This window comes from Parolsenella sp. (assembly GCF_982402205.1).
The window spans coordinates 21,145-47,591 of sequence record NZ_CEVYAT010000001.1; the positions used below are offsets into that span (position 1 = coordinate 21,145).

Consider the following 26,447-nt stretch of genomic DNA (forward strand, 5'->3'; position numbering starts at 1 on the left):
GGCTGGTAGGACGCCCACGGGTCACACGACCTGTGGGCGTCTATTTGTCTTGGGACACTTAAGCCCGTAGCCTTTCTGTCCCACTTTTCCTGCGGTTTGGGACACTTTAGCCCGTAGCCTTAGTGTCCCAATAGGCGGGCAACCGTGCTTTTAGACACTCCGGTCAACCTCTCGATCTGTCGAACAGAGAGACCGGCGGCACCGAGACGCGAAATTGATGCGTCTCTCTTGGCCCGCGGGAAGCTTGAGACGGCGCTGGGCTCAATACCGCCCAGCGCGGCCCTCGCAACGTCTAAGGCAACGGACGCCGGCATGGCCCTATGCCCGCTCCCAAATTCAGCGTCTTCCGTCGTGCACGCCTGGCTCCCGCCAAGATGAGCGTGGAATTCACGGAACCCCTCAGCTCCGCCAAACAGCTCCAGGAGCTCCGTAGCCGGAGTTCCGTCGTCCGCACAGTGGAGAAACTCGCCATAGCTAGACCAGGGATAGTCGCAGGATGTCGAGTAGCCCGCCTTCCAGGGGTTCTGATGGATGTAGCGGATAACGGCGGCAAGCTGGGCATCCGTCTCGATGGGAACGCTCTTGTATCTGCCCTGGAAGAGATGTCCCACGCGAGCGTGTCTCTTGTTGAAGTACATCGCATAAGATGAGCTTAGGAGCCGCATTGAGATTGCGATGTCGGCAAGCTCACCTGAGATGAGCAGATGAACGTGGTTGTCCATCAGACACCAAGCGATTAGGATCACGCCACTGTCCGCAGAGAATGATGCGCGCATCACGTCGATGTAGTGCCGCCTGTCCGCGTTGTCTTCAAATATGATTTGTTTTCCCGACCCACGGCTCATGACGTGATAGACGCCCGAGCGCGCGCCCTTCCGCTTCCCCATGCCGTACCCCTCCCCTAAGTTTTAGCAGGAGAAGTTATCACAGGCCTTGCGCACAGAAACCCAGACTCGCGCTTTATTCGGTAGCCGCAGATGCAATATCGAGATGGGACAGAAAGGCTACGGGCACATCTGTCCCAAACCGCAGGAAAAATGGGACAGAAAGGCTACGGGCTAATTTGTCCCAGGCTACTTGTGGTAGGGCTCGCCGCGACTGATCTTGCAGGCGCGGTAGACCTGCTCGAGCAGGACCACGCGGGCGAGATTGTGGGGCAGGGTGATGGGGCCAAACGAGAAGGTCTCGTTGGCACGGGCCCTCACCTCGAGCGACACGCCGTCGGACCCGCCGATGACAAACGTGAGGTCGCTCTTGCCGCGCAGGGCGAGGTCGTCGAGATGGGCCGAGAAGTCCTCGCTCGAGCGCTGCCTGCCGTCGATCGCGAGCAGGATCACGTGCGAGCGCGGCGCAATCGCGGCCAGTATTGCCTGACCCTCCTTGGCACGCGCCCCGTCAACGCCGCCGGCACGTGCCGGGTCGACGTCTGCCACCTCGCAGACCTTGATCTTGGCGTAGGCGCCCAGGCGCTTGACGTACTCGGCGCAGGCTTCCGTCCAGAAGCGCTCCTTGAGCTTGCCCACGCACACGACGGTGTAGTTCATGCGCCCCACCTTTCAAAGCAAGCGGCCCGCCATCATCGCTCAAGATGGCAAGGGCCGCCCAGCATACAGTAGACTCGAGACAGCAAACACGTACGAGAAGGACCACCGTGGGCAGCAAGAAGAGACAGGCGCGCAAGGCGCAGAGGGAGACCTTCGAGCAGTCGCTCGGCGACGAGCTCGGCAGCCTCTTTGCCCGCGAGGACGAGCGCCGCCGCCAGGCAGACGAGCAGCGCGAGCAGCAGCTGCGCCACAAGGTCTGCGAGCGCAAGAAGCGCTACCCCACGCAGAGAGACGCCAAGTTCGCCATACGCGACTGCGAGCGTCACGGCTCGCGCGACCTGCACTGCTATCGCTGCCCCTACTGCAACGGCTGGCACCTCACGCACAAACCAGCGAGGTAGCGGGTGCAGCAAGCCCCGATAACCCCGGCATTGCCACTCCCGCACGACACGGGCCGCGGCCCGCTAGACCAGCTTGATCTTCTCGATGTCGTCGCGGGAGCTCTCGCGATAGAGCGAGAAGCGGCGGCCGATGACCTGCACGACCTCGGAGTGGGTGCGCGAGGCGAGCTGATCGGCAGCCTCGCGAACGGACAGGCCGGAGCTGTCAAGCACGGAACACTTGATGAGCTCGCGGGTCTCGAGAACGTCGTTTGTCTGATCAACGACGGCCGGGGCAACGCCCTGCTTGCCCACAGTGACGATGGGGTCGAGGTGGTGGGCCATGCTACGGAGCTGGCGGATCTGGCGACCGGCAAGGGCCATGTGGTTCCTACTTTCCTTCACGCCCCGCATGCGCGGGGCATCCAAATAACCAGCTAACAATAGTGCATCATCGCGCCGGGCGAGAAGCGCGCCCGCACTCTCCCCCGCCAATGCCCACAACCCGGGCCGACTCGCGCGTCATGGGTCCGGCGCAGACCTCGCGCGTCGGCTCGATCCGAAAAGCCACCCGTGCAAAGAACAGGGCCGAGGCGAGCGCATCAACCGCACGCTCGCCTCGGCCCAAGATCGAGACTTAGGAGCCCGCTACCACTCCCTGCTGGGCTCGGGGCACACGAGCTTGTCGGCGGGAGCACCCGCGGCGTCGGACAGGCTCACGTGACGAATCGCGGGGTCATCGTAGGTGGTGTAATAGTACGTGCCCGTCTTGGCCGAGAAGCAGCTGGTGTAGAGGGTCTTCTCGAAGTCGCCGTTGCCCATGCGAGCGGCACCCTCGACCATCGCCACGCCCTCGAGCGTGCGCAGCATGCGAATCACGTTGTCGCGCTCGCCGTCCTTCTCGGGATAGTTGGCGTTGAGGAAGGCCGCCTTGACGAATCGAGAGGGCGAGTAGCAGTCGCCCGGAATGCCACGCATGCCGGCACCGGCGCCGTAAGGGGCGAGCTTGGCACCGCGCCACGTGGCCTCTCCGGGGAAGTCGTTCGTGGCCGTGATGTAGCTGCGCAGGTTCTCGAGGTGCCACTCGAGCGAGGGCTGGTTGGCGAGCACGTCAACGGGGTCATCGAGCACATGCATGCCGTCCTCGCGCGCCTCGACCACGATGCTGCGGGAGGCATCGCCGATGATCCAGTGCAGGTACGAGACGCCCAGACCCTCGCCCGCCGAGGCACCCACGATGGTCACGTCCCTCAACGCGGCCTCCGCCTCGTCCACGCTCGAGAAGTTCGCGGCAACCCACAGCGGGAACTCGTAGGCGCACACGTTGGTGCGGCCCTCCTCGGGAGCGTCGGCATAGGCCGCGTAGCCCGGGAAGTTGAGGCCCGCCACGGCCAGGCCCGCGTCGTTTCCGCAATCGAAGAACATGGGGTAGTTGAGATAGTCAACGCACATGCCAATGGCGGCATGGGCGGCCGGGGCATCATCAAGGAACTGGTAGCGGACCGGGAACCCCTTGGGCATGATGCGGACGCACTCGCCGTAGCCGCAGCTCCAGTCGAGGTTGCGGCCAAAGTACATCTCGCCGTCCTTGCCGGTAAACCTAACACCCGTGCACATGGGCACTCCCTTCGTTGCGTGTTCGCGCCTGCCACCGATGCCGCAAATCACGTCGACGGCAGGCGCAGGCGCTCGTTGTACACAACGTTTCTACCCGCCCATGCGCCCGGGCACCGACGCTTCACCGAGTCCGCACACGGACGCGACGGGCCACGTGGCATACTTTGACCTACTCAAACGGAACTGAACGGCCACGCCGCTCACCGCACATCACGCACCATCGGAGCGCACATGGCCATGAAGCACCAGTTCGTTCTCGACGACCTCATCGACAAGATATCTGCCCACCGCTGCCAGCCCGGTGACCACCTCCCCTCTGCCACGGCCCTCTGCGAGCCGTACAACGTGAGCAAGATCACCGTCAAGAAGGCGCTCGACGAGCTCGAGACGCGAGGCAACATCTCAAAGCGCCGCGGTTCGGGGTCGTTCGTGAAGATGCGCACGTCCACGTTCGAGAACTCGGGCCAGTTTGAGATGGGCCGCCACATGCTTGGCTTCAAGGCCGAGCACGAGGCGCAGGGGCAGACGGTCACCACGGAGGCGCGCGGCTTCAACGTCATCGTGCCGCCCAGGATCATTGCCGCGCGCCTGGGCATGGAGCCCGACCGCTTTGCCTATCGCATCGTGCGCGCCGTGCTACCCACCATTGACGAGTGCGCCTGGCTTGGCGTCAGGGCGACCTCGCCCCTCCTCGAGGTCGAGCAGGTGGCGTACCTCGACGGCGGACGGCCCTTTGAGTACTCGGTCTCGCGCCACCCCAACGGCTACCAATTCCGCAGCATCGCAACGAGGTAGGACAAGCCCATGAACATGCCCGACGCCAGCAACGACTGGCTCGCCGAAGCCCCGCAAGACGTGCGCATCACCACCGAGCGCCTGCTCGCCGAGGTCGATGCCTTGCGCGCCGAACAGGTCATCTACCCGCCGCAGGACGCCATCCTGCGCGCGCTTTCGCTCACCGCCCCCGCCAACGTGCGCGTCGTGATCTTGGGGCAGGACCCCTACCACGAGCAGGGCCAGGCCATGGGCCTTTCGTTCTCGGTGCAGCCGGGAACCAAGCTGCCGCCCAGCCTGCGCAACGTCTACAAGGAGATGGCCGCCGACCTGGGCTGCACGGCTCCCGCCTCGGGAGATCTTTCCTCGTGGGCGAGGCAGGGCGTGCTTCTGCTCAACACCACGCTCACGGTGGTCGAGCACAAGGCCAATGCGCACGCCAAGCTGGGATGGCAGACGCTCACCAATCACATCATCGAGCGCTGCTGCGAGCTGCCGCAGCCCGTGGTGTTCCTCGCCTGGGGTCGCTTTGCCCAGAACCTCGTCGAGGGGGCGCTCGCGCGCACCGGCGCAGGCGCCACCACGCACAAGTACTGCCTGGCAAGCACCCACCCCTCGCCCCTCTCGGCCACGCGCGCAGCAGGAGAGCTGCCCGCCTTCATGGGCTCGAGGCCCTTCTCGCGCGCCAATAAGCTGCTGGTAGACGCAGGCGCCAAGCCTATCGACTGGACAACCGCAGGCCAATAGCACGCAAAAGGCAGCATGGCACAGGACGCCCGGCTCGAACTCGCGGCCACAGCCCGTGATCGTCACGAACCAGTACTGACCATACGGCTCGAGCGCGTCCATGCGCCCCCGGCATGGGCGCCGGGTTCTTGGTGCAAAAACCGATGAGGTCAACCACGTCGAGCGAGAGGTCGTAGCGGGTGACCTGCACGGGGTTGTAGGGATTGCGCACGAGCGCGTAGCCCTCGCAGATCCGCCGCTCGAGCCACTCCGGGTAGAACGCCGGGATGTCCGCGCGCATGCCCGCCTGGATGATCAAGGCCTAGCGCTCCACGGGCTCGAACAGACCCAGCTGCTCGCAGGCCCTGAAGATGCCGTCCTCGCCGGCGGGGGCCGTCACGAGGTCTGCCACGGCTTTGAGCTCGGGCGCCGCGTTGCCCATGGCCACGCCGGTCCACTCGCCGGTGAACATCGACAGGTCGTTGATACCATCGCCAAACACCACGACGTCCGCGGGTGCGCCGCCCTCGTGGGCCAGGATCTGCCTGATGCCATAGGCCTTGTCGGCCGGCTCCACGAAGATGTACTCCTTCTGGTAGCGACACCACGGAAGCGCGGGCAGCGTCTTGAGCCTGCGCTCGTCGGGCTCGTAGCAGGCGACGTTCACCTTGTAGATCTCTGGGTAGTCGCGAGGCTCGAGTCCCGGCACCACGCGCGTCTTCTGGTAGATGTCGCGCGTGAACTCCTCGAAGCGCCCGTCGGGCGTGAAGCGCGTGTCGGAGTTCTCGACCTGGATGCTCCAGGGATAGCCCTTCTCGCGGCACTCGTCGACCAGCGCCACGCAGGCGTTGTGGTCGAGCGGGCGCACGCCCAGGAACTCGTCGTCGATGGTGACGCCGTAGCCGCCATCGCTCACCATGCTGTGAAAGCCCAGCTCATGCATGTAGTCGACGGCCAGCGCCTGAGCACGGCCCGTGGCGATGGCCAGGAAGTGACCGACCTCGCGCAGCCGCTCGAGCGCCTCGCGCGTGGAGTCGGGAACGTACTGATCGCCGGGCCTGCCAACGGCAAGCGTTCCGTCGATGTCAAAGAACAGGTACTTCTTATCCATGGAAAGCGCCTCCCGCGAATCAGCCCTGAATCACTGATTCTACGAGAGGCGCTCGCACAAACCCGCATCAAACTATCGAAAACCGGCCAACGCTAGAACGTGACGTTGCCAAACTCGCTAAGCCTGAGCCCCTCGTTGTGCTCGATGGCAAAGTTGAGGTTCCACTCGCTCGTGAACAGCAGCAGCTTGCCGCCGCGCATGTCCTCGACGCGCATGGTGTCGCGCGTAAGCGACAGGGCGCGGACCTCCTTCTCGTCCATGTCGCCCTCGATCCAGCGAATCTCGGAGAAGGGCAGCGGCTGACGGTAGACCTCGACGTGGTACTCGCTCTTGAGACGCTGCTCGAGCACCTCGAACTGCAGCACGCCCACGACGCCCACGACGACGCTCTCCATGCCGGCGCCCAGCTCGCGGAAGATCTGGATGGCACCCTCCTGGGCAAGCTCCTCCATGCCCTTCACGAACTGCTTACGCTTGAGGGTGTCGACCTGCGAGATGCGAGCGAAGTGCTCGGGGGCAAACGTGGGGATGCCCGCGAAGCGCACCGGCTGCTTGCCCGTGCAGACCGTGTCGCCAATCGAGAAGATGCCCGGGTCGAACAGGCCCACGATGTCCCCGGCATAGGCCTCGTCGACGATGGCGCGGTCGTCGGCCATCATCGAGGTGCCCGTCGCGAGCTTGAGGTTGCGCTCGCCCTGCACGTGGCGCGCCGTCATGCCGCGCTCGAACTTGCCCGAGCAGATGCGCACGAAGGCGATGCGGTCGCGGTGGTTCTTGTCCATGTTGGCCTGGATCTTGAACACGAAGCCCGAGAAGTCGTCACGGGTGGGCTCGACCGGCTCGCCCGAGATGACGTCGGTGTAGGCGCGCGGCGCGGGCGCCAGGCGCAGGAACTCCTTGAGGAAGGGCTCCACGCCAAAGTTGGTGAGCGCCGAGCCAAAGAAGGCGGGCGACAGCTTGCCGCAGGCCACGGCGTCGAGGTCGAGCTCGTCGCCGGCGCCATCGAGCAGCTCGATGTCGTCCATCAGGTTGCGGTGGTTCTCCTCGCCAATGAGCTCGTCCATGGCCGGGTCGCCCAGCTCGCACTCGATCTCGGCGACCTTCTTGGAGGCGTTGGCGTGGCCGTCGCCCTCGAAGGCGATGACGCGGCGGCTCTGGCGGTCGAACACGCCACGGAAGTTGCGGCCGCTTCCGATGGGCCAGTTCATGGGATAGGTGTTGATGCCCAGGACGTTCTCGATCTCTTCCATGAGCTCGAAGGGGTCGCGCGCGTCGTGGTCGAGCTTGTTGACGAACGTGAAGATGGGGATGTGGCGCAGGGTGCAGACCTTGAAGAGCTTCTTGGTCTGGGCCTCGACGCCCTTGGCGCCGTCGATGACCATGACCGCGGCGTCGGCCGCCATGAGCGTGCGGTAGGTGTCCTCGGAGAAGTCCTGGTGGCCAGGGGTGTCGAGGATGTTGACGCAGGCGCCGTTGTAGGTGAATTGCAGCACCGAGGAGGTGACGGAGATGCCGCGCTCCTTCTCGATGTCCATCCAGTCGGAGACCGCGTGCTTGGAGCTGCTCTTGCCCTTGACCGAGCCGGCCGTCTGGATGCTGCCGGTGTAGAGGAGGAGCTTCTCGGTAAGGGTGGTCTTGCCGGCGTCAGGGTGCGAGATGATCGCGAACGTGCGGCGGGATGAGATCTGGTCCGAAAGAGATGACATGCGGTTCCTTTGTTGCGCTTGCGCTGATGTGCCTCACGTATTGTAGCGGGTGGGGCGCACGGCACGTGTGCCAGGGGCGGTCGTGCGCCGCGTGCCCCACGTTTCCTACAGGTACGTGACGGTCTGGTCGAGGGGCTTGCGAGAGCCGTGGTTGGACAGCGGGCGGCATCGACATCGGCGGGCGCTTGCGCGATATGGAAGCAACGCGGCGTCGCGAGCGGCCTTCTCGCCTAGCCTAGCAGCTGCTTGACCTCGCCGAGCGTTGCGGCAAAGGAGATGCCCCTCTGGCGCTCGGTGGTGGAGAGGCCCATGCACACCATCTTGGCGAGCAGTGCCTCGAGCTCATCATAGAAGCCGTTGAGGTTGTAGAGCACGCACGGGCGATCGATGTGGCCCAGGCATACGTTGCTGATAATCTCAGAGATTTCCTCGAGCGTGCCGGTACCGCCCGGGAAGGCGATGAAGGCGTCTCCCAGATCGATCATCTTGGCGCGTCGCTCGGGAATGTCGCGCGTGACGATGAGGCGCGTGACGCCCTCGTGCTGGAGGTCGGCTTCGATAAACTCCTGCGGCTCCACGCCCGTGACCTCGCCGCCCGTGGCAAGCACCGCGTCGGCCAGCTCGCCCATGAGGCCCGCGCGCGAGCCGCCGTAGACCAGGTCGTTGTCGCTGGCGCCAATCCAGGTGCCCAGCTCGCGCACCGCGCATGCGAGCGCGGGGTCGTTGCCGCTGTTGGCGCCCAGGTAGACCGTTATGTTCACGTTGCCTCCGCTCTCCCCTTGCCCCAGGGCCGCCGCACGCGCTCGCTTACAGAAGCGTAAGTTGCCGCCGTGGTGGCCGTACGGCGTTGGTCATGAGGCAAACGCCTCGAAGCCAACTCATCCAAGGGGATGTCTTTTGGCCATTGCTCGTTAGGGAACGGCGAATAGCAGCACGCAGGGGTACGCCCGCAGGCGGCCCGATGTTGTTGTGCCGTTCCCTCCCGTCATTCTTACCCATCAAACCATGACAGGACGAACAATGATGAAGAAGAGCGACCTTCCCAAGTCGAGCACGCTTAGCGAATCCCTCGTGCACGCCTAGATCATGGGCCCCAGCCCGCTCAAGCTTTGCGAGGAGCTGCTCGATGGCACCAGCCCCAGGCCCGTCACGCTCACCTGCGACCTTGGCAGCGGCGCGAGCATCACGAGCGCCCTGCTCGTGCGCGAGTGCGGCCTCGATGTCTACGCCGTTGACCTGTGGAGCGACCCCGCCGAGAACCGCGTTTTCTTTCGCGGGCCTGGCATCGATGACGCAACGACTCACCCATCAAGGCCGACGCTTCGCAGGGGCTTCCCGTGGCACGTGAGTTCTTTGAGTGCGTGGTGAGCATCGACTCGTACAGCTACTACGAGCGCGACCCGCGCTACCTCGACAAGCGTCTGCTGCCCTACGTGCGGCGCGGCGGCATGCTCTACCTCTCGATTCCCGGCATGGTACGCGACTGCCACGGTAACCTGCCGGATTGCCCGCTTGCATCGTGGACGCCCGAACAGCTCGAGTACATGCATGACCTCGCCTGGTGGCGCGCGATGATTGTCCGGTCGAACGGTGCCGAGATCGTCGACATGCACGAGATGGGCTGTACACGCGAGGCCTGGGCAGACTGGCTCGCCTGCGACAACGAGTACGCGGTGGGCGACCGCGCGGCCGTCGAGGCGAGCGCGCTCGAATTACTCGACACGCTCGCGATTGTACTGCGCAAGCTGTAGGGGCTCGTTGTGACGGGCACCGCGACCAAGTTCGGGGGTTGCGGCGCCCCACCTGCATGCCTAATCAACTTTTTCGTGCTTAATTGCGTAAACGCCGCGTATCGCTTGCAAACTCGCCTTAAAACCCCAGTTGGCGAAGGTTGCATTTTGGGCTCTATCCAAGCCAATGCAAAACGAGCACGAATAAGTTGATTAGGGCTACAGGCGGCGAGCTTGCACCTGTCCGCAAGCAGCAAGTTCACGCCAGGGCGACATGCCTGCGGGTCAGGCGCCCCGCCTCTCGCAGGCGATGCGCAAGCGGCGCAGGAACTCCTCGCAGGTGCGCGAGCGCAGCCGATACTTCTTCCAGACCACATACGAACCAATCGACACGGGCGGGTCGAGCGGAATGGACCGCAGGTTGTCGTCGTTGAGGTGGAACAGGTGGTCGATGCTCGTGGCGCAGAGCCCGCCCCTCTTGACGAGCCACGTCGCGTTGCCCGCGAGGTCGTGCGGGCCCACGATGTTGAGGTCCTCGCGGCGAACCCTGCCGCCCGACCACTCCTCGAAGTCGATGTCGCGGTTGGTGGTCCTCGAGCTCACGATGAGCGGCATGCGCGCGAGCACCTCGGGCGTCACCGCGTCGAGGCCTGCCCGCTCGCTGTTGGCCGCGACCACGACGCCGCTGCGGTCTGTCACCGGCAGATGCACCCACTCGTACTTCTCGAGCTTTACCGGCTCGAGGAGCAGGGCAAAGTCGAGCGGGCCACGCTCGAGGCGCTCCTCGACCGTGTCAGCGTTACCCGTGAACAGCCCGCAGGTCACGCGGGGGTGCTCGCGACGCAGATCGGCAAAGACCTCGGCGAGTACGCTCATGGCCTGCGTCTCGCCCGCGCCAATGCGGATGTTTCCGGCAAGCTCGTCTCCGCGGTCGGTGATGTCGCGCTCGGTCTGGTCTACCAACGACACGATCTCCTCGGCGCGCTGGCGCAGGCGCATGCCGTCCTCGGTGAGCATGGTCGCCCGGTTGGTGCGGTCGAGCAGCGTGCACCCCAGCTCGCGCTCGAGCTCATTGGGCACTGTCAGGAGCAGGGCATCCTCGGGCCTACTCGCCCATCGCGCACGGCATGGTGCTCGACAACCCGCTCGTGGTCGAGACGGCCGCCCGCTACGGCGTTACCTCTGCGCAGCTGTGCATGCGCTCCTGCTTCAGCTGGACCTGCTGCCGCTGCCCAAGACCGCCAACCTCGCCCGCATCGCCAACAACGCCGAGGCGGGCTTCGAGATTTCAGCCACGGACATGGACGCGCTCGAGACCGCCAAACACGTCCACGACTACGGCGACTCGAGCTTCTTCCCCGTCTTTGGCGGCAAGCTGTAGGCGCTTGCGAGGCCGCGCCGACAGCGGCGCAGATTGGGCCGCAACCGCAGGCATCGCATTTCTTGCACGGCTCGTACGATGGGCAAGTAATAGCAGGAAAACGCACACGTCATCATGCATGACACCGAAAGGAAGCAACCATGGCAATCAAGCAGACCGCCGGCCACGACGCCCACGGAGACTGGGCACCCGAGTTCGCCCACCTCAACGACGACATCCTCTTTGGCGAGGTCTGGAACCGCGACGACAAGCTCTCGCTCAAGCTGCGCTCCGTCGTGACCATCAGCGCGCTCATCGGCAAGGGCATCGTCGACAGCTCGCTCAAGTACCACCTGATGAGCGCCCGCAAGAACGGCGTCACCAAGTCCGAGATGACCGAAATCCTCACTCACATCGCCTTCTACGCCGGCTGGCCCAACGCCTGGGCCGCCTTCAACATGGCCAAGGAGGCCTACGCCGACGACGCGGCCGAGGCCGAGGGCCACGGCGGCTTCTTTGGCCTGGGCGAGCCCAACGACGCCTTTGCGCAGTACTTCATTGGCCAGAGCTACCTCAAGTCCCTCACCGGCCCCGACGCCTACCTGCCCATCCACAACGTGACGTTCGAGCCGGGCTGCCGCAACAACTGGCACGTCCACCACGCCACGGCCGGCGGCGGACAGGTCCTCATTTGCGTCGAGGGCGAGGGCTGGTACCAGGAGGAGGGCAAGCCCGCCCAGAGCCTCAAGCCCGGCGACGTCGTGGAGATTCCGGCCAACGTCAAGCACTGGCACGGCGCCAAGAAGGACTGCTGGTTCAGCCACCTCGTCTTTGGCTTCCCGGGCGAGAACTGCTCCAACGAGTGGCTCGAGCCCGTCGACGACGAGCAGTACAACGCCCTGTAACGAACACGAGTGGGACAATGGCCCCGTAGGCTCCTTGTCCCACTTTGGACAAGGAGCATGCATGAGCAGCAAGAAGATGCTGGTTGTCTACTACAGCTGGTCGAATGGCAACACCGAGAGAATCGCCGAGCAGCTGGCCAACGTCTGCGACGCCGACCTCGAGCGCATCGAGACCATCGAGCCCTACCCCGACGACTACGACGAGACGGTCGAGCAGGGCCACCGCGAGGTCAACGAGGGCGTCATGCCAGCCATCGAGGGCCTCGAGCACGATCCGGCGGACTACGACGTCATCGCCGTGGGCACGCCCACCTGGTGGTACACGATGGCCCCGGCCGTGAAGACCTTCCTGGCCGAGAACGACCTTGCGGGCAAGACGGTCGTGGCCTTCCAAACCAACGGCGGCTGGTCCGGCTCGGTCATCGACGACATCGAGGGCGCCTGCGCAGGCGCCGCGTTTGGCCCGAGCATGGAGGTCCAGTTCGACTCCACCGGCGGAGACGAGCAAGTGACACCGCAGGCAGACGTCGACGCCTGGATCGAGCGCGTCAAGGCGCTCTAGGCCGCAAACAACAGAACGGGAACGCCAAGCAAGCGCAGGGCGGCAAGGGTCCAGTCCCCTTGCCGTCCTGCGTTATCGTTTCCCTGGCAAGGGTAGATTGTCCCAAAACCGCAAAGGCACTCGAGGCGACCCATGGATTCTGAGCAACAGGCGCAACACAATGAGACGCGGAGGCTCGCGCGCGAGCTTCTCGGCCACGCGCGCAGCTTCTTTAGGCGCACGTTCAACATTCGGGAGGGTCGCGCACCCTACGCCGTCATCCGCAAGCGTTTCGTGAACGGCGCCCGCCTCAACGGGACACACCTGTGCATCCTCATCGTGGCGATGCTCATCGCCTGCATCGGCCTCGACACGAACTCCGACATCGCCATCGTTGGCGCCATGCTCATCTGCCCGCTCATGGGGTCGGTGCTCGCCATGGCCTACGGCGTCGCCACGCTCGACCGCCGCCTCACGGCAGAGGCCGTCGCGGGACTCGTCGTGCAGATGGCGCTCTGCCTCGTGACCTCGACGATCTACTTCAGGCTCTCGCCCATCGCATCGACCACGGCAGCCCTCGTCGACAACTCGACCCCCACGGTCTGGGACCTTTCCATCGCCCTGGCCGGAGGCTTCGCGGGCGGCCTGGGCAACTCGCGCAACCAGGAGCCCGCAACGCTCATCTCGGGCGTCGCCGTGGCCACGGCCCTCATGCCGCCGCTGTGCGCCGCGGGCTACGGTATCTCGATCTCGGACGCGTCGTTCTTCCTCGCCGCCCTCTACGAGTTTGGCATCAACGTGGTCTTCATCGCGCTCGCAGCCGAGGCGGTGCTGTTGGCGCTTCGCGTGCCGCTCCACCGCGACCTCAACGACGACGGCATCGTCGACCCCGAGGAGGCCTGGCTCACCGACAAGCTCTCGCGCAGGGTGCGCCGCTGCGTGGTTCTGGGAACCATCGTCTTCGCCATCCCCTGCGTGGCACTCACGGCAGGCTCGATTGGCTCTGCGAGCGAGGGCGTCGAGGACGGCTACGGCGTCACGGAGACGACGCGCGAGCTCCAGGCGATTCTCCCCGGCTTCGAGAACTATACGGTTGGCGTGGACGTCTTCTCTGGCAGCGGGGATGACGGGGCCGTCACGCGGCAGACCGTCGCCCGCGTAGCCACCGACGAGCCGCTCGACGCGCACGAGCGAGAAACCGCCGAGAAGCTCATCCGCCTCAACGTTCCCCAGCTCGATCGCGTGGAGTTCACCCCGTAGCCTTGCGGCAGACCCTAGCGACGAGGGGCCGCGAGCATGGCCGCGCGCCACCGGCTAGCGGCGAGGGGACGCGAGCCCCTCGCACCGAAAGACCTTGCTCGCCACGGCCTCGTACTCGGCCGCCTTACGCACCTTCCTCATGGCGCGCTCTATCGCGCGCGGATTGGCAAAGAGGCCCTTCGCGTAGCTCCACCACTCCTTCATCCGAAAGACGGCGTTGCCACCCAACTCGGCCTCATAGGCGCCATAGAGCTCGTCGTGGAAGCGCTCGAGCTCGGGTATCGAGGCGGCGGGGCCTCCCCCGATCATGCGCGCAAGGGCGGGATTGCCCACGAGGCCCCGGCCAAGCATCACGTGGCGCGTCTGCGGGAACGCCGCCACCAGGCTCGCGAAGTCGCCGGCCGAGAAGATGTCGCCGTTGTACGCCACGGGAAACGGCGCCCTCGCCAGCGCCTCGCCGTAGGCCTCCCTCCGCACGGCGCCCCGGTAGTAGTCCTCCCTCACGCGCGGGTGCACGATGAGCTCGGCCAGGGGAAGGCGGCAGTACAGCGCGAGGATCTCATCGAACTCGTCGTCCGAGGCAAAGCCGATCCTCGTCTTGACCGAGACGGGCAGCGGCGACCTCTCGCAGACGTCTTGGAGAAGCGCCTCGAGGGCGGGCAGGTCGCGCAGGAGCCCCGCCCCTCGGCCCTTGCCCGTCACCGTGCCCGACGGGCACCCCACGTTGAGGTTGACCTCCGCATAGCCCATCTCGGCAAGCAGCCCGGCCGCCCAGACGAACTCGTCGGCATCCTTGGTGAGCAGCTGCGGGACCACGTCGAGGTCGCGGTCGCCCTCCTGGCAGAGCTCCCTGGCATAGCGGCTCGCAAAGGGGTGTCCCACGCGCGGCGGAATGAGGAAGAGCGTGTAGTAGCGGTCGAGTCTCCCAGCAGCGGGCATGGACTGCGCGGAACACGTGCCCCGTCACGCCCTCCATGGGCGCCAGCGACAAGATCATGCCAACCCCCTACGCCCGGGCGTGGTCGAGGTAGCCCTCGGGAATCTGCTGGCCCTTCTCGCCCACCACCACGGCGTACCAGTGGCCCCACTCGTGAGTGGGCTTGCGCAGCTGGCAGGCCAGGGTGAGCTTGGTCTCGCCCTCCACGCGAAAGAACGCGCCGCCGTCGCGCAGGGCGGCCAAGCGCTCGCCGTCGATCCAGAAGCACATGAACGGTGCCTCGAACGAGTCGGTGAGGGCGTCCGCCTCGCTGTTGTAGACGTAGCAGAAGAGCGCCCGGTCATGGCCGCGGGCCAGCAGGTCGACCTCGCTCGCCTTGAGCTTGAAGTAGACGGTGGTGATGGCGTCGGGCTTGTCGCCCTCCTCGCGCACGTCGGTCACGGCGGTCTTCACCTGGAAGAAGAACGTCTCGGGTACCACCGAGGGGTTCTCGAGGCGGGCCTTGAGGTTGAGAGACACGACGTCGATGCCCATGTCTGCGGGCGGGCGCAGGGCGTCGAGGCCGTTGCGATACAGCGAGCTCATGAGCTGGTGCTCGCCGGTGTAGCCGTTGTAGAGCAGGTCAAAGAAGTTCTGGGCCATGGGTCCTTCCTGGCGATTCATCAATGGTCTAACAGCAGCGCACGGCGAGTGGCAGAGGGCCGGAGCCCCATGACAGGGGGACGTGCCTTTTGTCATATGACAGGGGGACGTGCCTTTTGTCATATGACAGAGGGCACGGCCCCCTTGTCATATGCTGGCGCTATCGCTTCCAGTCCGCAAAGTAGGGACCAAGGGTGCCGGCGGCGGTACGGGCAAGGGCGCCCGCGGCTCGCGTCGTCGAGCGCGGACGCCCTCCTCGCCCCCTTACGCAACGTCGGCGGCATGGGCGGCCTCCCAGTTCTGCTCGAACGTCGCACCGGGACCAAGGCAGCGGCCCTCAAGGTCGCAGTCGGGGCAGAAGCACACGTTGCCGCGAGAGTCAACGCAGTAGTCCGCGGAATCGATCTCCTCCCAGCCGTCGAGCGCGTAATCGGACGGGCCAGCCCCCAACTCCTCACTCAGGAGGCATGCCTCGTAGCTCGGGTGGCTCTCGAGCACGTAGGCAGGCTCGCAGACGCCACGCTGGCCGCGCTCGAAGTACCACCAGCTGCCGGCCGGCGTCTCGAGCAGGCTCGAGGGGGTGCGATTGGCGCGCAGCGAGAAGTAGCGAGCCGTGGCCTCGTCCTGGAAGCCCAGCACAAGCTGGCGGTCGCAGTTGCCAATGATCGAGTTGGCCTCGGCCTGGCCGTAGCGAGCCTCGAGCTGGCTCACCGTCTGGCAGATGACGGTGCAGCTGATCTCGCGGCTGCGCACCACGGACAGCACGCGGTCGAACCCCGGCAGCGTGAGGTTCGCAAAGACGTCGAGCATGAAGCGCACGGGCACCGGGAGGCAGCCGCCCTCGCACTCCGTGTCGGCGAAGTCGCACAGGGTCGAGAAGGCCTGGCGCACAAAGAGGCTCGTGAGCGGCGCCAGACTGTCGTCGAGGTCGTCCATCGTCACGAAGACGGCGGTCTTGCCCACGCCCAGCTCGCGGAAGTTGAGCTGACGGGGGTTGCGGAACGACGCGAGGGCGCTGTCGAACGTCAGCGGCAGGAGGTTTGCCGCGATGATGCCCATGATGCTCGCATGCATCCTCTCGGCGCGCGCCGTGGCCTTGGCGCGGCGATAGAGCGACACGGCGTAGGACTCGGGGTCCTGGCGGCGCAGGTCGCGGAAGAGCTCGTCGGCATCGCCCGCGCAGGCGGCCTCGAAGACCTTGACGACCGAGGCCATGTTCCACTCGTGGTCGGGCAGCGCCTCGAAGACGTAGGCGATGTAGCTTGCAAGGTAGTTGGCCGAGGCAACGCCCCAGAAGGGATCGTTGCCCATGTCGTCCTTGGAGCAGATGGCGCTCGCGATGGCGATGATGTCCTGCGCGAGGGGCCTGCCGTGGCTCCAGCGCACGTTGTTGAGCGGGTCGTAGCCGATGGTGCCCTCCATCGTGGTGAAGTCGATGGTCTCGACCTGGTACCCCTGGCTACGCAGGTAGGGGCCCATCTCGGAGGCGAGGCGGCCCTTCGAGTCGAGAACAACGTAGGAGCCGCGCGCCTCGAGCAGGTTGGGCTTGAGGTGGTTGCGGGTCTTGCCGCCGCCCGAGCAGCCCAGGACGAGCACGTTGTTGTTGAGGCCCGTCTCCCACGAGTCAAGCGGGGAGGTGCGATTGGCGGTGAGGATGAGGTCACCCGCGTAGGCGGAGCGATCCTCGGAGGTGGTGGCGACGGTGTTGGCCATGGTGGTTCTCGCAATCTGCGTGACGTGCACGCGTTGGTGTTTGTGCTGGTAGATGTGGTGCACTGCGGTGGCCGGCGTAGCGCCTAGAGGGTCGTGACGACGCGGTCGGCGAGGCCCGCCTCGACGGCGGCCGTGGCCTCGAAGTAGGTGTCGCGCGAGGTGAGCTCGAAGACCTGCTCCAGCGACATGCCGCTGTGGCGCGAGATGACCTCGGCCGTGATGTCACGGATGCGCATGAGGTCGTCGGCGCGGGCCTTGACCGAAAGCGCGCTGCCGCCGATGCCCCCACCGATGAGCGGGTCGTGAATCATGACGCGGCTGTGGGGCAGCATCTCGCGCTCATCGCCGGCGATGAACAGCAGCGCGCCCATACTCGCCGCCATTCCCAGGCAGACGGTACGGATGGGGCAGCTCACGGCCTGCATGGCGTCATAGAGGGCAAGGCCGCTCTGGACCTCACCGCCCGGGCTGTTGATGTAGAGCGTGATGAGCGCCTTGGCGTCCTGTCGCTGCAGGTAGATGAGGCCGCGAATGGCGGCGGCACAGGACTCGGCGTCGACGGCGCAGGTGAGCTCGAGCTCGCGGGAGGCGAGCATCTCGTCGCGGATGTCAAAGCTGGTGATGCCCTCGGCGGTCTCGCGCAGGACCTGCGGGACGTAGGTGATGGAGTTGCACATGGCGGTTCCTTTCGCAGTTGGCGTGCATGGGTACGCGGCAGGGGCTAGCGACACCGCCATGGCCGTCTTGCGGCACAGCGGTATGCGTCATCGGCTCTCGCCATCTATGCGGTTGGGTTTCCTTGAATTGTGGGCGCGCCAACTCCAGATGCCGACTTGCACCGTCGGGGCGCGCTCGCTCCCTCAACTCCATGCGCCGATGTGCGCCTTCGGGAGGGAGAATGTATGGCCGCACTCTAGCATGCCGCCCTGGATGGAGCAAGAGATTTTTGCACGCTATCGGACATTAATCGTAGATAGCGACAAGCGGCCTGTGGGAAGTATGACGGGGTATAAGCGGGGGTGCCTAACGCGGCATGCGGCACGCGCCAAGACGAGCGGCAGGGCACCCCGCTCCGCCGCGCGATGGCATAATGCCCCGTAGCCCACCCCGACGACCTGGAGGAGACCATGACGGAATTTCGACCGATGCGCAGGAAGAGCCGCGCCATCACCGACGACGAGGCCCGCGAACTGCTGCTTAACGAAAAGCGCGGGGTGCTTGCCGTGAATGGCGACGAAGGCTACCCCTTTGCGCTGCCGCTCGACTACCTCTACGAGCCGGGCGAGAACCGCATCTACTTCCACGGCGCCAAGCAGGGTCACAAGGTCGACGCGCTCGCCAAGAGCGACAAGGTCTGCTTCACCGTCTTTGGCGGCGACTTCCACAAGGAGGGCGAGTGGACGCCCTACGTGCGCAGCACGGTTGTCTTTGGCCGCTGCCGCCTCGAGAACGACCCCGAGCTCGCCGTCCAGAAAGTCCGCGAGCTCGCGCTTCGCTACTACCCCACCGCCGAGGAGGTCGAGGCAGAGATCGCAAGCGGTATCGCCGGCATGCAGCTCTACGTCATCGAGATCGAGCACCTCACGGGCAAGCAGATCAAGGAGAAGTAGGAGGGCGCGGGGCCCGACAGCGAATTTTTGCGTCAAGTCGGTAACCTCTTTGGCACCCGCCGAATAGCACCGCTTTTGTTCCCGCAAAACCGCAGGTAGAGAGCGAGCGCATTCTTGCCTATTCGGCCAAACGATGGTTAGGTTACCTATTTGATGCACTTTTTTATAAGGGACAACCGCGGACACGCCCCAAGGTCCATCACAAGGCACGAATAAGGCCCCGGAGTCGCAAGCGGCGCGGCTCCGGGCCCTCCTCGTCAAGCGATTTCAGCGGTCTAGTGCCTCATGCGGCTCGAGACGATGCGGCAAGCGCCCGTTACGGTGTAGCCGCCGGCGCTCGCGGGAACGAGGCACGACTCGGTAAAGCCCAGGTGCACGCTACCCTCGGCGGAGGACACCTCGCACTCGCCCGCAACACAGGTCAGCACGCGATAGCAGCCGTTCATCTCCTCAGTGAAGCTCTCCGGGATGTCGTGGATGTCGATGACGAACAGGTCGTCGTCGGCGGTGCCGCGCACGGTCTTGGCGGGAGCGGCGGCATCGAAGGTGCCCAGGTGAAGGGGCTCGGGCTGGGGACGCACGTCGAGCACGTCAAAACCCTTCTCGACATGGAGCTCGCGGCCGCGGCCCCAGTCGCACAGGCGATAGGTCGTAAAGCCCAGCGTGCCAATCTCGACGGCGAAGATGCCCGCACCATAGGCGTGCAGCGTGCCAGAGGGCACGACGATGAAGTCGCCCTCGGTAACGGCGACGCGGCGGCCGTACTTGTCGCCAATGGTGTCGTCGGCGGCAGCGGCACGCAGGGCCTCGACGTCGTCGGTGATCGAGCCCGCGATGAGCGTGGCACCCGGATCGGCCTCGAACACGTACCAGGCCTCGGCCTTCTCGTGATCGTCCTCGTGCTCCTGGGCATAGGCCTCGTTGGGGTGCACCTGCACCGAGACGGTCTCCTTGGAGTCGAGCAGCAGCGTCTGGGTCACGCCATCATCGTCGGAGTCGCCGATGACCTCGGCATGGTGCGTGCGGATGAGCTCGTCGAGCGGGGTGCCGTCGTACTCGCCGCCCTTGACCGAGGTAACCATGCCGCGGTGAGCGGTGAGGTCAAAGCCCTCGCCGTAGAGGGTGTCGCCCTCAAGGCCACGAGCCTTGTTGATGCGGTCGCCCGACCAGATGGGTGCGATGTAGTTGGTGTTGAACAGAAGCGGGCCCATGCGATGCCTCCCGAGTTGGATTTGGCGGCCTTGTCGGCCTTGGCATCAGTATAAGTCATTACATAGCAGCACGCTTACTAATGGCTTATCTAACATATGAGCGCACGAATAGAGCGGCAGGCGGAGGTACGCAGCACCAGAAGACAAGTTCGGGAAGCCGTAGTCCCAACGCCTCGCCTGACGGCGCCAGCTTGCAAAGCAAAAGCTCATTCGCTTGGCAGGCGGGCCGGACATATTTCCAAACCCGCCCGCCATAGCCCAAGAACTTCTGCGCGAGAACCACGAGCGCTGCAATTGCCTCTCGTAAATTTGCCGGCCACCGCAACCAGTTCGACGCCCGCTCCAACTGGATCGAGCAGCTCACCAACGCCGCGGGGCAGCTCTGCCTGCTGTTGGCTCTGCTGCTCGCGCACCAGAACCCGCGACCCGGCAGCAGCGAGCGCCGGTGACACGATGCCGCCCCGATTGCGAGCCTAGTGCCCCAACCCGTCGTCAACGCCAATAACGTGCAGGTCGTCGCCATCGACGGTAAACGACACGTCAAGCCCCGCGTAGGCCAGGTGGTAGATGCGCTCGGGCTCGTGCTTGCTGCCCGCACGCCGCGGGTCTTGGCGCAGCACCTCGATGAGTCCCTCGACCTTCTCGGCAGGAACGCGGGAGCGCGGGCCCTCTGGGAAGTCAACGGCCAGCTCGTGCCAGGGGTTGTCGTCAATCCATCCGCCCGTGGCGTCTGGGTGGCAGTCCGCAAAGGGAATGTAGGGCTTGATGTCGTAGATGGGCGTGCGGTCGCGCAGGTCGGCGCCCAAGACGTGAATGACGGGACCCGCGTCCGTGAGTTCGACATGGTCGAGCCTCACGCAGGTGAGACCCAGGCCGTTGGGCCTGAAGGGGCTCCTCGTGGCAAAGACGCCCACGTGTTCGCTGCCGCCCAGGCGCGGGGGCCGCACGGTCTTGGACCACTTGGCGGGCGCCGCAACGCGCTCGGCGGCGGAGGCATCGGCCGCAACGTCGGCGGCGGCACCGCCCGGCACGCCATTCTCAAACTGCCAGATAAGCCACAGGTGCGAGAAGCGCTCGAGCCCCGAGACGGCCGCCGCACTGGCGTACGCCGGCTCGAAGACGATGCGTCCCTGCAGGTGAGGGGCCAGAAAGCTGTTGCGCGGGATGCCAAACTTCTGCGGCAGGTCCGTGCGTATGTGGGCGATGGGTTCCATGGCCACGATTGTAGCGTCCCCGGCCCAGAGCGAGAATATGGCACCGGAGAACCTACGTCCGAGGCAGCATCGCGTCATGGCACCAGAACAGTTCGACAAAGCGACAAGCCACTGGACCAGCAGGGAGGCCAACGCCAAGCGCACGCCCCAGCGCCTCGGCAATCTGGCTGCGGCACGAGTTGTGCACGCAGACAAACACCACGCGCGGCCTACTCACCGCGCACCAGCTCCTGATAGTTGGTGCCCCACGTCACCATCGACTCGATGAGCGGCATGAGCGAGGCGCCTAGCTCGGTCAGCGAGTACTCCGTGCGGACCGGTGTCTCGGGGACGACCTCGCGGTTGATGAGCCCCGCGGCCTCCATCTCCTTGAGGTTCGACGACAGCACCTTCTGGCTGATGCCCGGAATGGCGCGGCGCAGCTCGTTGAAGCCAAACGGCCTCACCTCGAGCTGCTGAATCACGTAGATCTTCCACTTGTTGCCAAACAGCTGAAAGCACGTTGCCACCGGGCACGGCGGCAGCTCGTCCTTGGTAAGCATGGGACTCTCTTCCTCACGCTGTAATATCCCACGGCGCGCCCAAGCTGAAACCTAGTCACCTTTAGGTAACTAGGGAATAGATTTGTGCGCTCTTTTGCGAGCCGCACGCCTCGTCCATCCTTATATCGTGCGAGAAGTGCCAAAGGAGATGCCGTCGTTGGCCCAAATACCGCGAGTTCAGTGGCGTGCGCAACTACATTGCCCTCGTGGGCAAGAAGGGCCCCAGCCTCGACGAGGATTGTGGCTACTTGGGCGAGAAGCTCGTGCTTCTTGCTCAACAGCTGGGCCTCAACACCTGCTGGGTGGGCATGACGTTCAAGAGGGTCAAGGGTGCCTTTGAGGTGGCACCAGACGAGGAGCTCTGCATCGTGATCTCGCTGGGGTACGGCACCACGCAGGGCGTTGCGCACAAGGTCAAGGCCGCCAGCGAGGTCTCGAACGTGACCGAGAGCTCCCCCGCGTGGTTCCGCCGCGGCGTCGAGGCCGCCCTGCTCGCCCCCACGGCCATGAACCAGCAGAAGTTCACCCTCACGCTTGCGGGCAACAAAGTGCAGGCTAAGGCCGCAACGGCATTCTTCTCCAAGGTCGACCTGGGCATCGTCAAGTACCACTGCGAGGTTGCCGCCGGCGCGGAGAACTTCACCTGGGCCTAGCGACGCAAGCGGAGGCGACAGCCACATGGCCACCGCCTCCGCCATCTTGGGACAATAGAACCCGGAGCTATTCTGCCCCACTTTATCTGCGGTTTTATCAAAGGTTGGGGCAATAGCCCGCGGGCTCATTGTTCCAGCCTTGCTACTTAGTGCATGAAGACCATGCGCAGGGTGCCCGCCACGATGAGGAGCAGGCCGCCCGCCGAGCGGCGGCTGAGCTTCTCGCCAAAAACGAGCCACGAGAACGCGATGGTCGCGAGGATGCTCAGCTTGTCGATGGGCACCACCACGCTGGCGAGGTCATCTTGCAGCGCACGGTAGTAGCACAGCCACGAGGCACCCGTCGCCAGGCCAGAAAGGCAAATAAACGCCAGCTCACGGCAAAGAGCGCCACCAACTTGTTCTTCATGAGCCCACCATCCATCTACGTAGCGTCGAGATGGGCAAACTATCGCGCTCGGGCCGTGACGCAACCGCGACATGCACGCAAGGCGGCAGCCCGGCGCCCAAGGAGGGGCCGGCAGCCCTCCGTAAAATAAGTAGAAGGCCCTCCGCAAATAAAAGTCGCGTCAAGTCGGTAACCTCTGGCGAGAACGGCGAGCAGCTCCCCCGTTTCGCCATTCGTCACCTGGGCTTTTGCCGCCAGACAACGGCGTCTACTCGGCAAGGCCCAAGTAGGTTACCAATTTGACGATGTTTTTGGGGTCGCGGCCATCCGCACGCGCCAATCGGCAAGCAGACACCCGCAGAGGGTCAACGCCGAAAGGCACATGTGCCGCCCATCGCCCCAGCTAGAGGTAGCGGCCGGTAACGCTCTCGGGGCACGCGGCGACCTGCGCGGGCGTGCCGCACGCAACGATGCGGCCACCGGCCTCGCCGCCACCCGGACCCATGTCGATCACGTAGTCGGCATTGTTGATGAAGTCGAGGTCGTGCTCGACCACCACAACCGTGGCCCCCTGCTCAACCAGGCGCTGGAACACCCGCAGCAGCGTCTCGACGTCGCGCGGATGAAGGCCAATCGTAGGCTCGTCGAACACGAACACGGCATCGTCCTGGCCGCGGCCCATCTCGCTTGCGAGCTTGAGACGCTGCGCCTCGCCGCCCGAAAGCGCAGGCGTTGCCTCGCCGAGCGTAAGGTAGCCAAGCCCCAGGTCGTGCAGGGTCTGCAGCTTTTCGCGAGCGCGTTTGAGGTCGGCCACGTGCGGCAGGGCCTCGTCGACCGACAGGCTCATGAGTTGCGGCAACGATAGCGCCTCGCCCTTGGCCCGCTTCTTCTCAATGCGCTTGATTGTGCCGGCGAGCGTGCCATAGCGCGTGCCCCGGCAATCGGGACAGGCTATGTCGACGTCGGGCAGAAACTGCACGTCGAGCGAGATCTGGCCCGTTCCGTCGCAGGTAGGGCACCTGAGGCTGCCCGTGTTGTACGAGAAGGCGCCCGGCTTGAGCCCAGCTTCGCGCGCCACATCGGTGCGCGCATAGGCGCGGCGCAAGTCGTCGAGCACGCCGCTGTAGGTGGCGACGGTCGAGCGTACGTTAATGCCAATGGGCGTGGCGTCGATGAGGTTCGCGCGACTGATGCCCGCCGCCTCGAGCGCGGTAACGTGCGACGGCAGCGGCTCGCCCGCCGCAATTGCCGTAAGCGCCGGGATGAGCGTCTCGAGCACGAGCGTGGTCTTGCCCGAGCCCGACACGCCCGTCACGGCCACGAGCCTGCCCTTGGGAATGTCAACGACGAACTGCCTCACGGTATGCAGCCCGCTCGACTCGAGATGAATGCGTCCCAGGTCAAACATGGCGTCGGCACTTGCCTGGGACCGCGCCACCACGCGGGAGCCGCCGCAGAGGTACGGGCCGATGAGCGAGGCCGGATTGCCCGCAGCCTGCTCCACGCTTCCCTGGCTCACCACGGCGCCGCCACCTGCGCCCGCGGCAGGCCCCATCTCGATGAGGTGGTCTGCCTGGGCCAGGATGCGCGTGTCATGGTCGACCATCACCACCGAGTTGCCGTCGGCGATGAGGTCGCGCATGACGCCAAGCAGGCCGTCGATATTTACCGGATGCAAGCCAATCGAGGGCTCGTCCATCACATAGAGCACGCCCGTGGTACGGTTGCGCACCGAGCGCGCGAGCTGCACGCGTTGGCGCTCGCCGGTCGAAAGCGTGGACCCCGCGCGGTCGAGCGAGAGGTAGCCCAGGCCCAGTTGTAGCAGCCGGTGGGCCGTGCTCTCAAACGAATCGCAGATGGAGGCCGCCATGGGACGCATCTCCTCGGGAAGCGAGGCGGGCACGCCGGCCACCCAGGCCACCGCCTCGTCGAGCGTCATAGCCGTGGCCTGCGCCAAGTTGATGCCGCGCACGAGGGGTCCGCGCGCCGCGGCCGACAGGCGGGAGCCGCCACAGTCGGGGCACGGGCCCTCGGTGAGGTACTTGGCCACGCGCTTGAGACCCTTCTCGTCCTTGGCCTTGGCAAGCGCGTTCTCCACGGTTCGCACCGCGTTGAAGTAGGTAAAGTCGAGCTCGGCGAAGTTGTCACCCTTCTTGGCCTTGTACAGGATGTGCTTCTTCTCGGCCGGGCCATCGAAGACGACGGCGCGTTCGGCATCCGTGAGCTCGCAAAACGGAACGTTGGTGCGCACGCCCATGGCGCCACAGACCTGCTTCATGAGGTCCCACATGAGCGAGCCCCACACCACCACGGCACCGTCGTCGATGCTCTTTGACTCGTCGGGCACGAGGGCCGCGCGGTTCACGGTGCGTGCGATGCCGGTTCCACCGCAGGTGGGACAGGCGCCGCCGCTGTTGAAGGCCAGCTCCTCGGCGCCGGGACCATAGAACGTGCCGCCGCACTCGGGGCAGACGATGGGCAGCTCGGCCGCCACATTGAGGGTGGGAGGCACGTGGGCGCCGCAGTGTGGGCACACGTGGCTGCCCACGCGCGAGAAGAGCAGGCGCAGGCTGTTGAGCAGCTCGCTTGAGGTGCCAAACGTCGAACGAACCCCAGGTACGGCGGGGCGCTGGTGCAGGGCAAGCGCCGCCGGGACATAGCGCACGTCGTCGACAGACGCCTTGCCTGCCTGCGAGATGCGACGGCGCGTGTAGGTCGAGAGCGCCTCAAGATAGCGGCGCGAGCCCTCCGCATACAGCACGCCCAGCGCCAGCGAACTCTTGCCCGAGCCCGAGACGCCGGCGATGCCCACGAGCTCGCCCAGCGGAACGTCGACGTCGACGTTCTTGAGGTTGTGCACGCGTGCCCCGCGCACCTCGATGTGATCGATCGCCTTGCCCACGCGGCTCTCCCCTCTCGCATTCCAAGCCGTTCGATTATGCACCCTCGCACACGGGCGCAGCGCACAAGGACGAGAGGTCCCTGGGCCTTGCGACCCAACCGCCTCGCTACCTCACGCGATGCGGACACGCACCCTGACGCCCGGGAGCGCCCAGGGCGTCACCACAGCTGGAGCAGCGGCTACCTTTTTTCGTTGCGACATGAGGCCCGATGCCTCTCCAAGCGCCATCAGTTCGAACCATCGGTTTTACACGTTTCAGCGCTCCATAACGTGCAAGATCGATGGCTCCGCGCCACCGCCAGTTCGAGCCATCGGTTTTACACGCCCCGGGGCCCACAAACGCGCTAGACCAATGGCGCGTTTCCGCAGACGTGCGCTATCGATGGCTCGATTCGATAAACGTGTATAACCAATGGCAAGAACAGTGCGAGAAGGGCCGCAGATGATCTACCGCACCGAATACGCGTCGAAGCTCGTGGGGCCACTTCTGCTCGCAAGCGATGGCGACGCGCTGCTGGGCTGCTGGTTCAAGCACGGTCGCTACGTTGGCCATGGCATCAGCGAACCCATGCACAATGCCCCCGACCTCGACATATTTGCCCAGACCGCCAGCTGGCTAGACCACTACTTTGCAGGCGACCGCCCCAACCCGCACGAGCTGCCGCTCGCCCCGCGCCCACGCCGTTCCAGGCGCGCGTGCGCGAGGCCATGCTCGCCATCCCCTATGGCTCCACGGCAACCTATGGCAATATCGCCGCAGCTATTGAGCACAAGACGGGCGCCCGCCAAAGTGCCCGCGCCGTCGGCGGAGCCGTTGGCCACAACCCGCTCTGTATCATCGTCCCCTGCCACCGCGTCATGGGCGCCCACGGCAACCTCACGGGCTTTGGCGGCGGCATCGATGCCAAGGTGGCCCTGCTCGCACATGAGGGCGCTCTGCGAGACTCGTTCACCAGGCCGACGCACGGCACGGCGCTGTAG

At 65.3% G+C, this 26,447-nt stretch carries 31 protein-coding genes and 1 pseudogene; 13 read left to right on the forward strand and 19 right to left on the reverse strand.

The genetic code is table 11. The features are described 5' to 3' along the window. Window positions 1-119: 119 nt before the first annotated feature. Both AC1VTH_RS00095 and rlmH read right to left on the reverse strand, forming a co-directional pair. Window positions 120-887: a transposase gene (locus tag AC1VTH_RS00095; protein WP_481333979.1), complete on the reverse strand. Its 768-nt coding sequence runs from the start codon at window positions 885-887 to the stop codon at window positions 120-122. 186 nt (window positions 888-1,073) lie between these two features. Next, a complete protein-coding gene (gene rlmH, locus AC1VTH_RS00100; protein ID WP_481333981.1) occupies window positions 1,074-1,544 on the reverse strand; it encodes a 23S rRNA (pseudouridine(1915)-N(3))-methyltransferase RlmH in 471 nt (156 codons plus the stop codon). 107 nt (window positions 1,545-1,651) lie between these two features. Here rlmH and AC1VTH_RS00105 point away from each other — a divergent pair, with 107 nt between their 5' ends. Further along, complete coding sequence (locus tag AC1VTH_RS00105) at window positions 1,652-1,945, forward strand: hypothetical protein (RefSeq protein WP_481333983.1); 294 nt, start codon at window positions 1,652-1,654, stop codon at window positions 1,943-1,945. A gap of 63 nt (window positions 1,946-2,008) precedes the next feature. Here AC1VTH_RS00105 and AC1VTH_RS00110 read toward each other — a convergent pair whose 3' ends face one another. Continuing rightward, a complete protein-coding gene (locus AC1VTH_RS00110) occupies window positions 2,009-2,308 on the reverse strand; it encodes a YhbY family RNA-binding protein (protein ID WP_293673156.1) in 300 nt (99 codons plus the stop codon). A gap of 264 nt (window positions 2,309-2,572) precedes the next feature. Beyond that, window positions 2,573-3,541 carry a choloylglycine hydrolase gene (bsh, locus tag AC1VTH_RS00115; RefSeq protein ID WP_481333985.1) on the reverse strand — a complete coding sequence of 323 codons (969 nt, stop codon included), beginning with the start codon at window positions 3,539-3,541 and terminating at the stop codon, window positions 2,573-2,575. A 231-nt stretch (window positions 3,542-3,772) separates the two neighbouring features. Between bsh and AC1VTH_RS00120 the strand changes: the two genes are divergently transcribed. Further along, the gene (locus AC1VTH_RS00120) at window positions 3,773-4,336 is read left to right on the forward strand and encodes a GntR family transcriptional regulator (protein ID WP_481333987.1); all 564 of its coding nucleotides are present in this window, start codon (window positions 3,773-3,775) and stop codon (window positions 4,334-4,336) included. Between the two features lie 9 nt (window positions 4,337-4,345). Beyond that, window positions 4,346-5,062, forward strand: coding sequence for a uracil-DNA glycosylase (locus AC1VTH_RS00125; RefSeq protein WP_481333989.1), 717 nt, complete (start codon window positions 4,346-4,348; stop codon window positions 5,060-5,062). Here AC1VTH_RS00125 and AC1VTH_RS00130 read toward each other — a convergent pair. The 4 genes from AC1VTH_RS00130 to AC1VTH_RS00145 form a co-directional block, all read right to left on the reverse strand. Further along, on the reverse strand, window positions 5,034-5,360 hold the full coding sequence (locus tag AC1VTH_RS00130; RefSeq protein ID WP_481333990.1) for a DUF1848 family protein: 327 nt from the start codon (window positions 5,358-5,360) through the stop codon (window positions 5,034-5,036). The genes AC1VTH_RS00125 and AC1VTH_RS00130 overlap by 29 nt on opposite strands. A 3-nt stretch (window positions 5,361-5,363) precedes the next feature. Further along, window positions 5,364-6,152: an HAD hydrolase family protein gene (locus AC1VTH_RS00135; protein WP_481333992.1), complete on the reverse strand. Its 789-nt coding sequence runs from the start codon at window positions 6,150-6,152 to the stop codon at window positions 5,364-5,366. Window positions 6,153-6,244: 92 nt separating this feature from the next. After that, window positions 6,245-7,858, reverse strand: a complete 1,614-nt coding sequence (locus AC1VTH_RS00140) for a peptide chain release factor 3 (protein ID WP_481333993.1) — start codon at window positions 7,856-7,858, stop codon at window positions 6,245-6,247. A 230-nt stretch (window positions 7,859-8,088) separates the two neighbouring features. Further along, window positions 8,089-8,619: an LOG family protein gene (locus AC1VTH_RS00145; RefSeq protein ID WP_481333995.1), complete on the reverse strand. Its 531-nt coding sequence runs from the start codon at window positions 8,617-8,619 to the stop codon at window positions 8,089-8,091. A gap of 325 nt (window positions 8,620-8,944) precedes the next feature. Between AC1VTH_RS00145 and AC1VTH_RS00150 the strand changes: the two genes are divergently transcribed. Beyond that, the gene (locus AC1VTH_RS00150; RefSeq protein WP_481333997.1) at window positions 8,945-9,226 is read left to right on the forward strand and encodes a hypothetical protein; all 282 of its coding nucleotides are present in this window, start codon (window positions 8,945-8,947) and stop codon (window positions 9,224-9,226) included. Further along, a complete protein-coding gene (locus tag AC1VTH_RS00155) occupies window positions 9,196-9,609 on the forward strand; it encodes a hypothetical protein (RefSeq protein WP_481333999.1) in 414 nt (137 codons plus the stop codon). The genes AC1VTH_RS00150 and AC1VTH_RS00155 overlap by 31 nt, the downstream gene beginning before the upstream one ends. A 264-nt stretch (window positions 9,610-9,873) precedes the next feature. Here the strand turns inward: AC1VTH_RS00155 and AC1VTH_RS00160 are convergent, their stop codons facing one another. Beyond that, window positions 9,874-10,668 (reverse strand): LysR family transcriptional regulator, encoded by a 795-nt coding sequence (locus AC1VTH_RS00160; protein ID WP_481334001.1) that lies wholly within the window; start codon window positions 10,666-10,668, stop codon window positions 9,874-9,876. A gap of 112 nt (window positions 10,669-10,780) precedes the next feature. Between AC1VTH_RS00160 and AC1VTH_RS00165 the strand changes: the two genes are divergently transcribed. The 4 genes from AC1VTH_RS00165 to AC1VTH_RS00180 all read left to right on the forward strand — a co-directional run bounded on the left by AC1VTH_RS00165 (window position 10,781) and on the right by AC1VTH_RS00180 (window position 13,654). After that, the gene (locus AC1VTH_RS00165) at window positions 10,781-10,969 is read left to right on the forward strand and encodes a hypothetical protein (RefSeq protein ID WP_481334003.1); all 189 of its coding nucleotides are present in this window, start codon (window positions 10,781-10,783) and stop codon (window positions 10,967-10,969) included. 140 nt (window positions 10,970-11,109) lie between these two features. After that, window positions 11,110-11,853, forward strand: coding sequence for a carboxymuconolactone decarboxylase family protein (locus tag AC1VTH_RS00170; RefSeq protein WP_481334004.1), 744 nt, complete (start codon window positions 11,110-11,112; stop codon window positions 11,851-11,853). 61 nt (window positions 11,854-11,914) lie between these two features. Beyond that, window positions 11,915-12,415, forward strand: a complete 501-nt coding sequence (locus tag AC1VTH_RS00175) for a flavodoxin (RefSeq protein WP_481334006.1) — start codon at window positions 11,915-11,917, stop codon at window positions 12,413-12,415. A 132-nt stretch (window positions 12,416-12,547) separates the two neighbouring features. Further along, window positions 12,548-13,654 carry a DUF389 domain-containing protein gene (locus AC1VTH_RS00180; RefSeq protein WP_481334008.1) on the forward strand — a complete coding sequence of 369 codons (1,107 nt, stop codon included), beginning with the start codon at window positions 12,548-12,550 and terminating at the stop codon, window positions 13,652-13,654. Window positions 13,655-13,708: 54 nt separating this feature from the next. Here AC1VTH_RS00180 and AC1VTH_RS00185 read toward each other — a convergent pair whose 3' ends face one another. The 4 genes from AC1VTH_RS00185 to AC1VTH_RS00200 form a co-directional block, all read right to left on the reverse strand. Continuing rightward, the gene (locus AC1VTH_RS00185; protein ID WP_481334009.1) at window positions 13,709-14,593 is read right to left on the reverse strand and encodes a tRNA dihydrouridine synthase; all 885 of its coding nucleotides are present in this window, start codon (window positions 14,591-14,593) and stop codon (window positions 13,709-13,711) included. Window positions 14,594-14,660: 67 nt separating this feature from the next. Further along, window positions 14,661-15,233 carry a hypothetical protein gene (locus AC1VTH_RS00190; protein WP_481334011.1) on the reverse strand — a complete coding sequence of 191 codons (573 nt, stop codon included), beginning with the start codon at window positions 15,231-15,233 and terminating at the stop codon, window positions 14,661-14,663. A gap of 264 nt (window positions 15,234-15,497) precedes the next feature. Beyond that, the gene (locus AC1VTH_RS00195) at window positions 15,498-16,946 is read right to left on the reverse strand and encodes a VirD4-like conjugal transfer protein, CD1115 family (protein ID WP_481334012.1); all 1,449 of its coding nucleotides are present in this window, start codon (window positions 16,944-16,946) and stop codon (window positions 15,498-15,500) included. Window positions 16,947-17,029: 83 nt separating this feature from the next. After that, window positions 17,030-17,623 carry a ClpP family protease gene (locus AC1VTH_RS00200; protein ID WP_481334014.1) on the reverse strand — a complete coding sequence of 198 codons (594 nt, stop codon included), beginning with the start codon at window positions 17,621-17,623 and terminating at the stop codon, window positions 17,030-17,032. Window positions 17,624-18,073: 450 nt separating this feature from the next. Between AC1VTH_RS00200 and AC1VTH_RS00205 the strand changes: the two genes are divergently transcribed. After that, entirely contained in the window at window positions 18,074-18,556 is a 483-nt protein-coding gene (locus tag AC1VTH_RS00205) for a pyridoxamine 5'-phosphate oxidase family protein (protein WP_481334016.1), read from the forward strand. A 275-nt stretch (window positions 18,557-18,831) separates the two neighbouring features. On the opposite strand, the gene AC1VTH_RS00210 is transcribed toward AC1VTH_RS00205, so the two are convergent. The 4 genes from AC1VTH_RS00210 to AC1VTH_RS00225 all read right to left on the reverse strand — a co-directional run bounded on the left by AC1VTH_RS00210 (window position 18,832) and on the right by AC1VTH_RS00225 (window position 21,523). Further along, complete coding sequence (locus AC1VTH_RS00210) at window positions 18,832-19,767, reverse strand: type I phosphomannose isomerase catalytic subunit (RefSeq protein ID WP_481334018.1); 936 nt, start codon at window positions 19,765-19,767, stop codon at window positions 18,832-18,834. A gap of 473 nt (window positions 19,768-20,240) precedes the next feature. Further along, entirely contained in the window at window positions 20,241-20,981 is a 741-nt protein-coding gene (locus AC1VTH_RS00215) for a tRNA (N6-threonylcarbamoyladenosine(37)-N6)-methyltransferase TrmO (protein WP_481334028.1), read from the reverse strand. A gap of 52 nt (window positions 20,982-21,033) precedes the next feature. Then, complete coding sequence (locus AC1VTH_RS00220; RefSeq protein ID WP_481334019.1) at window positions 21,034-21,198, reverse strand: arsenate reductase/protein-tyrosine-phosphatase family protein; 165 nt, start codon at window positions 21,196-21,198, stop codon at window positions 21,034-21,036. After that, window positions 21,191-21,523: a winged helix-turn-helix transcriptional regulator gene (locus AC1VTH_RS00225; protein WP_481334021.1), complete on the reverse strand. Its 333-nt coding sequence runs from the start codon at window positions 21,521-21,523 to the stop codon at window positions 21,191-21,193. The genes AC1VTH_RS00220 and AC1VTH_RS00225 overlap by 8 nt, the downstream gene beginning before the upstream one ends. Before the next feature lie 122 nt (window positions 21,524-21,645). Between AC1VTH_RS00225 and AC1VTH_RS00230 the strand changes: the two genes are divergently transcribed. Further along, window positions 21,646-22,176, forward strand: coding sequence for a nitroreductase family protein (locus AC1VTH_RS00230; protein ID WP_481334029.1), 531 nt, complete (start codon window positions 21,646-21,648; stop codon window positions 22,174-22,176). A gap of 146 nt (window positions 22,177-22,322) precedes the next feature. Here AC1VTH_RS00230 and AC1VTH_RS00235 read toward each other — a convergent pair whose 3' ends face one another. Together AC1VTH_RS00235 and AC1VTH_RS00240 are read right to left on the reverse strand one after the other, a co-directional pair. Continuing rightward, the gene (locus AC1VTH_RS00235; protein WP_481334022.1) at window positions 22,323-22,658 is read right to left on the reverse strand and encodes an EamA family transporter; all 336 of its coding nucleotides are present in this window, start codon (window positions 22,656-22,658) and stop codon (window positions 22,323-22,325) included. A 309-nt stretch (window positions 22,659-22,967) separates the two neighbouring features. Next, a complete protein-coding gene (locus AC1VTH_RS00240) occupies window positions 22,968-25,466 on the reverse strand; it encodes an excinuclease ABC subunit UvrA (protein WP_481334024.1) in 2,499 nt (832 codons plus the stop codon). Between the two features lie 442 nt (window positions 25,467-25,908). Here AC1VTH_RS00240 and AC1VTH_RS00245 point away from each other — a divergent pair. Together AC1VTH_RS00245 and AC1VTH_RS00250 are read left to right on the forward strand one after the other, a co-directional pair. After that, a pseudogene (locus AC1VTH_RS00245) lies at window positions 25,909-26,124 on the forward strand (methylated-DNA--[protein]-cysteine S-methyltransferase); the annotation flags it as partial. Continuing rightward, window positions 26,079-26,447, forward strand: coding sequence for a methylated-DNA--[protein]-cysteine S-methyltransferase (locus AC1VTH_RS00250; RefSeq protein ID WP_481334031.1), 369 nt, complete (start codon window positions 26,079-26,081; stop codon window positions 26,445-26,447). The pseudogene AC1VTH_RS00245 and the gene AC1VTH_RS00250, both read left to right, overlap by 46 nt.

Excerpts from the sequence above, each read along its gene's own strand:
- AC1VTH_RS00180 (WP_481334008.1), top strand. The coding sequence starts at position 12,548 with ATGGATTCTGAGCAACAGGCGCAACACAATGAGACGCGGAGGCTCGCG.
- AC1VTH_RS00175 (WP_481334006.1), top strand. The coding sequence starts at position 11,915 with ATGAGCAGCAAGAAGATGCTGGTTGTCTACTACAGCTGGTCGAATGGC.
- AC1VTH_RS00215 (WP_481334028.1), bottom strand. The coding sequence starts at position 20,981 with ATGGAACCCATCGCCCACATACGCACGGACCTGCCGCAGAAGTTTGGC.
- AC1VTH_RS00170 (WP_481334004.1), top strand. The coding sequence starts at position 11,110 with ATGGCAATCAAGCAGACCGCCGGCCACGACGCCCACGGAGACTGGGCA.
- AC1VTH_RS00200 (WP_481334014.1), bottom strand. The coding sequence starts at position 17,623 with ATGTGCAACTCCATCACCTACGTCCCGCAGGTCCTGCGCGAGACCGCC.
- AC1VTH_RS00095 (WP_481333979.1), bottom strand. The coding sequence starts at position 887 with ATGGGGAAGCGGAAGGGCGCGCGCTCGGGCGTCTATCACGTCATGAGC.
- AC1VTH_RS00185 (WP_481334009.1), bottom strand. The coding sequence starts at position 14,593 with ATGCCCGCTGCTGGGAGACTCGACCGCTACTACACGCTCTTCCTCATT.
- AC1VTH_RS00235 (WP_481334022.1), bottom strand. The coding sequence starts at position 22,658 with ATGTCGCGGTTGCGTCACGGCCCGAGCGCGATAGTTTGCCCATCTCGA.
- rlmH (WP_481333981.1), bottom strand. The coding sequence starts at position 1,544 with ATGAACTACACCGTCGTGTGCGTGGGCAAGCTCAAGGAGCGCTTCTGG.
- bsh (WP_481333985.1), bottom strand. The coding sequence starts at position 3,541 with ATGTGCACGGGTGTTAGGTTTACCGGCAAGGACGGCGAGATGTACTTT.
- AC1VTH_RS00135 (WP_481333992.1), bottom strand. The coding sequence starts at position 6,152 with ATGGATAAGAAGTACCTGTTCTTTGACATCGACGGAACGCTTGCCGTT.
- AC1VTH_RS00225 (WP_481334021.1), bottom strand. The coding sequence starts at position 21,523 with ATGCTTACCAAGGACGAGCTGCCGCCGTGCCCGGTGGCAACGTGCTTT.
- AC1VTH_RS00110 (WP_293673156.1), bottom strand. The coding sequence starts at position 2,308 with ATGGCCCTTGCCGGTCGCCAGATCCGCCAGCTCCGTAGCATGGCCCAC.
- AC1VTH_RS00150 (WP_481333997.1), top strand. The coding sequence starts at position 8,945 with ATGGGCCCCAGCCCGCTCAAGCTTTGCGAGGAGCTGCTCGATGGCACC.
- AC1VTH_RS00210 (WP_481334018.1), bottom strand. The coding sequence starts at position 19,767 with ATGGGCCCGCTTCTGTTCAACACCAACTACATCGCACCCATCTGGTCG.
- AC1VTH_RS00140 (WP_481333993.1), bottom strand. The coding sequence starts at position 7,858 with ATGTCATCTCTTTCGGACCAGATCTCATCCCGCCGCACGTTCGCGATC.
- AC1VTH_RS00125 (WP_481333989.1), top strand. The coding sequence starts at position 4,346 with ATGAACATGCCCGACGCCAGCAACGACTGGCTCGCCGAAGCCCCGCAA.
- AC1VTH_RS00195 (WP_481334012.1), bottom strand. The coding sequence starts at position 16,946 with ATGGCCAACACCGTCGCCACCACCTCCGAGGATCGCTCCGCCTACGCG.
- AC1VTH_RS00190 (WP_481334011.1), bottom strand. The coding sequence starts at position 15,233 with ATGGCCCAGAACTTCTTTGACCTGCTCTACAACGGCTACACCGGCGAG.
- AC1VTH_RS00205 (WP_481334016.1), top strand. The coding sequence starts at position 18,074 with ATGACGGAATTTCGACCGATGCGCAGGAAGAGCCGCGCCATCACCGAC.
- AC1VTH_RS00120 (WP_481333987.1), top strand. The coding sequence starts at position 3,773 with ATGGCCATGAAGCACCAGTTCGTTCTCGACGACCTCATCGACAAGATA.